A 6,923-nucleotide genomic window follows, 5' to 3' on the forward strand; every position below is an offset into this window, starting at 1 on the left:
TTGCCATCACAGCCTGGGTTTCAGCCGCCTAACCCACCCTACACGAAAGCACATTTTTAGCCGTGTCGGTCCACTACAGGACTTTAGACCGATCGCACCCCAAAGCTCTACCCCCAGGCCCGATCGCCCCGGGACCTCCAAAAAGCCAGATGACATCGGGGAGTTTCCCATTAAAATATGTAGTACGGAAATTACAGAAACAGGTTTTGAGGCTTTGATTCAGGCAGAAACCCTAGAACTACTGGAATGGCAGCGGTTGTGCCGCCACCTGTCCACCTTCACGGCGACGAAATTGGGCGCCGTCGCGGCGCGGCAACTTCAGATTCCGGCGAACCGGGACGAGACGCTGAACCTGTTGGCACAGACGAAAGAAGCCTACCAACTCGAACTCAACCTCGTCGGCGGGCTCTCCCTCGACGGCATCCAAGACATCGGCGGTTCCCTGGAACGGGCCGATCGCCAGGGTATACTGTTCGGCGAAGAACTTCTCGCCATCGCCACCACCCTCTCCGGCGCCCGACAACTGCGGCGCGTCATCGACGACCAGCCCGACGTCCCGGTTTTGGGCGCCCTCGTCTCCGAACTGCGGACCTATCCCGAACTCGAACAGGAGATCCACCGCTGCATCGACGAACGGGGGGACGTCACCGATCGCGCCAGCGTCAAAATGGGGGAAATCCGCTCCAGGCTGCGATCCGGACGCGATCGCATCTACCAGATCCTCCAGGGGATTTTACAGCGCAAAGCCCAGGCCGTCCAGCAACAGATCGTCACCCAGCGGGACGGGCGCTTCGTCATCCCCGTCAAGGCGCCCCAAAAAGACGCCATCCCCGGCATCGTCCACGACGCCTCCACCACCGGCGCCACCGTCTACGTCGAGCCCCAGGCGATTGTGCCTTTAAATAACCAACTGCGGCAAGTCCTGCGCCAGGAACAGGCCGAAGCCGAGGCCATCCGCCGCGCCCTCAGCGAACAGGTCGCCGCCGTCAAACCCGACCTGGAGCGACTTTTGGCGATCGCCACCGCCATCGATCTGGCCCTCGCCAAAGCCAGATATAGCCTCTGGTTGGAAGCCAACCCCCCCACCTTCATCGAGGGCGACGCGGCCCAGGATTCCATCACCCTGCGACAACTGCGGCACCCCCTCCTCGTGTGGCAGCAGCAGCACGAACAGGGCCCGGAAGTCGTCCCCATCGACATCGCCATCCACCCCCAAATCCGGGTCGTCGCCATCACCGGACCCAACACCGGCGGCAAAACCGTCACCCTGAAAACCATCGGACTGGCCGCCATGATGGCGAAAGTGGGGCTGTTCGTCCCGGCCCGGGAACCCGTGGAACTGCCCTGGTTCGAGCAGGTTTTGGCCGACATCGGCGACGAACAATCCATCGAACAGAGTCTGTCCACCTTCTCCGGCCACATCCGGCGCATCGGGCGCATTTTGGAGGGCCTCGGCGAACCCCGGGAGGGCCACCTTTCCCCCTCCCTGGTGCTTTTGGACGAAATCGGCGCGGGCACCGACCCCACCGAAGGAACCGCCCTCGCGATCGCACTTCTGCACACATTGGCCGATCGCGCCCGCCTCACCGTGGCCACCACCCACTTCGGCGAACTCAAGGCCCTCAAATACCAGGACCCCCGGTTTGAAAACGCCTCGGTGGAATTCGACGAAGGCTCCATGCAACCCACCTATCGCCTGCTGTGGGGCATTCCCGGCCGTTCCAACGCCCTCACCATTGCCGAACGCCTGGGACTCGATCGCGAAATTGTCCAACGGGCCGCGTCCTACGTCGGGGGCGAGTCGGAAGACGTCAACCAGGTGATCGCCGGGTTGGAGGCCCAGCGACGCCAGCAGGAAACAAAAGCGATCGCCGCCGGCCAACTTTTGCAGGAAACCGAACGGCTGCACGGGGAACTCGCGGAACGGGCGATGTCCCTCCAGGAACGGGAACGGCGGTTGAAACAGGACCAGGAACGGGCGATCCAAGAAACATTGATGGAGGCCAAAGGCGAGATCGCCAAAGTGATCCGGCGCCTGCAACAGGGCAAACCCAAAGCCCAGGACGCCCAGAAAGCCACCGACAACCTAAATGCGATCGCCGAAAAATACCTGCCCTCGCGACAGTCCGCCCCGCCTCCGAAGCCTTCATTCATGCCGAAAGTGGGCGATCGTATCCGCATTCCTAAAATCGGCCAAACGGCTGAAGTCCTCAGCGGTCCGGACGAAAACAACCAACTCGCCGTCCGGTTCGGGATCATGAAAATGACCGTCGGACTGACGGAAATCGAATCCCTCGACGGCCAAAAAGTCGAACCCCCACCGCCTCGACAAAAAACCCCCCAAGTCGAACAGGCGCCCCCCAAACGCCCCATCGTCCGCACCTCGAAAAATACAATCGATCTGCGGGGCAAACGGGTTTCGGAAGGCGAAATCGAACTCGATCGCTTCCTGGGACAAATGGTCGATTTTGGCGCGATCTGGATCATCCACGGCAAGGGCACCGGCCAACTGCGGCAGGGCATCCACGAGTTTCTCAAGCACCATCCCCAGATAGAACGGTTTGAATTAGCCGAACAAAAAGAGGGCGGCGCGGGTGTTACGGTGGCGTATTTGAAATGAGGGTGTAGGGTGTAGGGTGTAGGGTGTAGGGTGTAGGGTGTAGGGTTGGGTTTATTGGGTTGAGAAAAAAGGGGATTGAGGGATGGGAGAGTTCATAAAATCTTACCGAGATTTGCGGGCATGGCAAGAAGGGATGAATTTAGCCGAAGCTTGTTATCGAATTACGCAAACGTTTCCGAGAGAAGAACTCTATGGAATAATCAGCCAAATTCGTATTGGCAATCAATTCCCGAGGGCGCAAGCCAGGGGCCCCTACAAGCAAAAATCATCGGTCGATGATTGGGAAGTTTGTATGGCAACCGCAAAAGTGATGAAAATACCGCAGATCAGAATCGAGTCCACTTGAGTGGACTTTTGCTATCAGCCTTGAAATTCATTTCAAGGCGGGTGAGTTCGGAGGCGACAGTTTAAACATCCAGACCGCTTGGGAATCAATTCCCTTTTCTTATAGCAAAAATCCTCTTAAGAGGATTGGGGAGATTATGCGGGCAAATAACTGGATCTGATATTATCTCATACCTGTATTCTCCCCACACCCTACACCCTACACCCTACACCCTTACCCAATGTTCGATCGCATTCCTCCTCACTGGCGGGATCTGAAGCCAGAATCAGACCTAACCCCGAAACAACTCGATCGCATCGCCTTGGAGTTAACATTAAATGTGTTGGCGTTGGAAGCCTTGGCGGGGGTGACGTCCGATACCCTCCTCCGCACGGCGAAAACCTTGAATTTAGAAACCGAAATTGCCGAACAGTGGCAAGCCAAAACGCCGACAATTGAAGGGGTGCGGTCGCTGGTTTTGATCGTCTGTCATTTGGCAAAACACCACCAGGCCCTACTCCGCCGCGCGATCGCCCTCGTCGAACAAATGGAAGCGCAAAATGACGATTTGCGGCAAATTTCTCTATTGCGGGACTATCTCGACACCTTTATCAAAGGCTATCGGGAACGCTTCCCCCGTACTTCGCCCATACCCGAGGAGGAGTTGACCCCCTTCGCCCTAAAATTGCTGATCGATCTATTATTTTATAGCGGCCCCGACGGTTCCCACCGCTGTTGGTCGGCCCTGTTGGAGCGATCGCAAACGGGCGATCGCAGCTAAAATCGCTCATAGTCAGATCCGGTGATTGACCGGGCAGACTCCCGACAGAGAGGGAATAGGCAAGAGGCAACCTTATAGGATTGTCCGGCAGCAGTTGAGGAAGGAGGCAATTAGTTAGGTCAGGAGGGCAGGCACGGAGGCACTGCCCCCACAATGGTTCAATTTCCCACACCCCACACCCCAATTCTGAGTCGCCATGCTGACAACCCGACAGTATACCCCCCCGACCTGCACATTAGAACTGATCGCCAACCAGCCCTTGTGGACCCGGTGGCGAAAAGCCCGGGTTTGGCAGAATTTTCGGTTCAAACTCTCCTTCGACGATCCCCGACTGTCCGAGGATCGATATGTCAGCATCGAGGGCGATCGCACCCACCTGCAAAACCTCCACCAAACCCTCTCCGGCTACATCCGCGATTTTCTCACCGCCTCCCCCCTCTCCGCCATTCCCGACGCCTCCGAAGCCGCGACGGGGGATTCGGAATCCGCCCCCTCCCACGCCCAGGATAACGGCGGCACCTTCAGGCCCTGTTCCGACTTTTCTATCAAACCGGACGGACTCCTCCACCACGACCTATTTTTGGGGGAATTGGCGCCGGACCCCGGCGAGTCCGTGGTGCATTTGAGTGTATTGCAACTGTTCGATCTGGCGATCGCCCTCAACGACTGTTTCGCGGACGTCGAGCCCTTGCCGGCGGACAAACCCCGGCCCCGCACCTCCCCGGCTTGGCTAAAGACGGCCCTCACCATCGCCGTGACGGTGGGACTGTTCAGCGGCATCATCCACCTGGGCAATTATTACCGCCGCGATCGCACCCTCACCGCAACCCAGGAACCCGAGACGGAAGCCCCTCCCCTGCCGCCGCCCCAACTGGTGCCCCCGCCGCCCCCGATTTTTGAACCCACGGAACCGCAGCCCCCGCCCGAGTTGGATCTGAAAGTGGCGCCCGATCTCCCCGCCGTCGATACCGCACCTTTGGCGGTGCCCCCGCCCCTGTTTACCGAGTCGCCCCCGCCCCCTGAACTGATGCCCGGTGTCATGCAGGGGACGGATGGGGCGATCGTGATTCCCACCGAACCCGTGCAACCGGCGCCGCCCCCCGTGGCTTCCGCCCCGCCGCCTCCGCCACCCGTCGCCGCCGCCCCCCCGACTCCTCCGGTAAATATCGGGTTAGCACCGGGGGCGATCGAACTTCCGACGTTGGAAAATGCCGAACCGTCTGTTACCGTAGCCGTTCCCCCGCCGGAAACGAATGTCGATGATGGGGATACTCCGGAGGCATCTGAAGAGTCGCAAGTTTTGGCACAAATGAATAAGCGTCCGAGAGCGATCGCCTCGAATCGCTCTCAGGAACTCACCCTATTTGATGAGATTCCCCAGGTGGCGGAAGTGCGGAATTATTTCCGTCAAAATTGGTATCCGCCCAAGAATATCAGCAAAATTTTGCAGTACAGTTTTTTACTCAATTCCGACGGTTCGATTCAGAGCATCACCCCCATCGGACAGGCATCCGTCAATTGGTTGGAACAGATCGATTTTCCCCCGCCAGAAACGCCGTTCGTTTCCCCGACGGAGGAGGGTGAAACGCCCAAAATTCGGGTGGTATTGGAGCCGAGCGGACGAGTTCAAGCCTTCTTGGAAGGGGGTGGGAAATAGGGGGCTAAAGCCCAACAACGGTTGGTGTCAGTTGTCGCAGTAATTGGGGCGATCGGTTTGCGATCGGTTTGCGATCGGTTTGCGATCGCCCCTCAAATATGACGACCCAATCTTAACAATCAAAATTGTCTTAAAAGTCGCTCTGAAAAATCAATAATTGTGCATTTCTATCTGAGAGTAAAATCTCAACTATGAAAGTCAAAGAGGTGATCAAAATTCTAGAAAATGATGGATGGTATCAAGTACGGACGCGGGGAAGTCATCGACAATTTCACCATTCAACTAAGTCCGGTACAGTTACCGTTTCTGGAAAACTAAACGTCGATATGCCGCCCGGAACCCTCAACAGTGTCTTAAAACAAGCAGGATTAAAGTGAAGGAGTCTAGCGATGAAAAATCAACAATTAAACTATACTATTATTATTGAAAAAGGAACTTCCAGTTATGGAGCTTATGTCCCCGATTTGCCCGGATGTGTTGCAGTGGGAGAAACTAAAGAAGAAGCCTTACAATTAATTCAAGAGGCGATTCTATTCCATCTGGAAGATTTACAAAGCAGTGGTCAACCCATTCCCGAGCCAATCTCAACCAGTGAAACTGTGAGTTTTTCTATTGCCAACATCAAGAGTTAAACATTGGCTTACCCATTAATTCATCGATCCGACTTGTAGATTCTTGAGTATCATATCGGCACGGGGAGCAAATCCATCTCCCATATCTCCGGGAAAAACCACGGTAACGCGGAAAACCTGTCCTTCCGATTCACCCAGATGCACGCTACCTAAAAGATTTTTTTCGGAATCATAAAATTGAATATTCTTTGTCTCCCAAGAATACGAAGGTGAATTGTTGAATTCTCGTTGTTGCCAGCCGTTACTTGCCAACAGTCCCCGATCGCCGGTCACTCCCATTTCTAACTCCTCGAAGGTTGTGTCTGCGGGGGGAACAAATACATGAACTTGAGCTTCAAGCAACTCAAAAAACACCCCACATCCCTCATGACTACAGGCACTATTGACACTGAGATTCTCGGGATAATATGTTACCACGGGAATCTGGTCTTCCTGATAAAGCTTGAGGGTCATTTCTTGCGGTTCTCCCTCAACAAAAATGGTTTCTGTCTTCCGTTCGGGTAAATTCTGGGATAAATTGCTCGCCAACGGAGTGTCAGCAGAACTGGCTACAAGGTTCCCTGAGTCGGGTTTGGAGGCTTCCGGAGCCGTACACCCCACGATCAATAATAGCACTGTCATCCACAGGCGATCGCTCGCAAATCTCATCTACATGACTCCCTTTTCAACATTCAAGATTAGTCTAACGCGATCGTCTATTTACTGTGTTAGTTCAGTCGTGGACTGATACACCTTAAACGGTGGGTTACGGCGGATTGCTATATTGCATTCACAGCATAGGTTTCAGCCGCCTAACCCACCCTACACGAAAGCACATTTTTAGCCGTGTCGGTCCAGTAGGGTGGGTTAGGCGCGGCCGTAATTTTTCGGAAAAACCCACAACTTTTCATCCGCGCCGTAACCCACCA

The 6,923-nt window shown here is 55.6% G+C and carries 7 protein-coding genes; 6 read left to right on the forward strand and 1 reads right to left on the reverse strand.

The features are described 5' to 3' along the window. The first annotated feature begins 214 nt into the window (after nt 1-214). The 6 genes from AC0QHF_RS13125 (at nt 215) to AC0QHF_RS13150 (ending at nt 6,015) form a co-directional block, all read left to right on the forward strand. The gene (locus AC0QHF_RS13125; protein WP_324704669.1) at nt 215-2,620 is read left to right on the forward strand and encodes an endonuclease MutS2; all 2,406 of its coding nucleotides are present in this window, start codon (nt 215-217) and stop codon (nt 2,618-2,620) included. Between the two features lie 82 nt (nt 2,621-2,702). Further along, complete coding sequence (locus tag AC0QHF_RS13130) at nt 2,703-2,966, forward strand: four helix bundle protein (protein ID WP_375341426.1); 264 nt, start codon at nt 2,703-2,705, stop codon at nt 2,964-2,966. 220 nt (nt 2,967-3,186) lie between these two features. After that, nucleotides 3,187-3,726 (forward strand): DUF3038 domain-containing protein, encoded by a 540-nt coding sequence (locus AC0QHF_RS13135; RefSeq protein ID WP_324704670.1) that lies wholly within the window; start codon nt 3,187-3,189, stop codon nt 3,724-3,726. Nucleotides 3,727-3,922: 196 nt separating this feature from the next. Beyond that, nucleotides 3,923-5,383, forward strand: coding sequence for a DUF4335 domain-containing protein (locus tag AC0QHF_RS13140; protein ID WP_324704671.1), 1,461 nt, complete (start codon nt 3,923-3,925; stop codon nt 5,381-5,383). A gap of 191 nt (nt 5,384-5,574) precedes the next feature. Then, entirely contained in the window at nt 5,575-5,760 is a 186-nt protein-coding gene (locus AC0QHF_RS13145) for a type II toxin-antitoxin system HicA family toxin (RefSeq protein WP_324704672.1), read from the forward strand. Between the two features lie 12 nt (nt 5,761-5,772). Further along, nucleotides 5,773-6,015 (forward strand): type II toxin-antitoxin system HicB family antitoxin, encoded by a 243-nt coding sequence (locus tag AC0QHF_RS13150; protein ID WP_324704673.1) that lies wholly within the window; start codon nt 5,773-5,775, stop codon nt 6,013-6,015. Between the two features lie 15 nt (nt 6,016-6,030). Here the strand turns inward: AC0QHF_RS13150 and AC0QHF_RS13155 are convergent, their stop codons facing one another. Then, nucleotides 6,031-6,663: a hypothetical protein gene (locus AC0QHF_RS13155; protein WP_324704674.1), complete on the reverse strand. Its 633-nt coding sequence runs from the start codon at nt 6,661-6,663 to the stop codon at nt 6,031-6,033. Nucleotides 6,664-6,923 lie beyond the last annotated feature (260 nt).

The sequence above is a fragment of the Lyngbya sp. CCY1209 genome, from assembly GCF_055795065.1.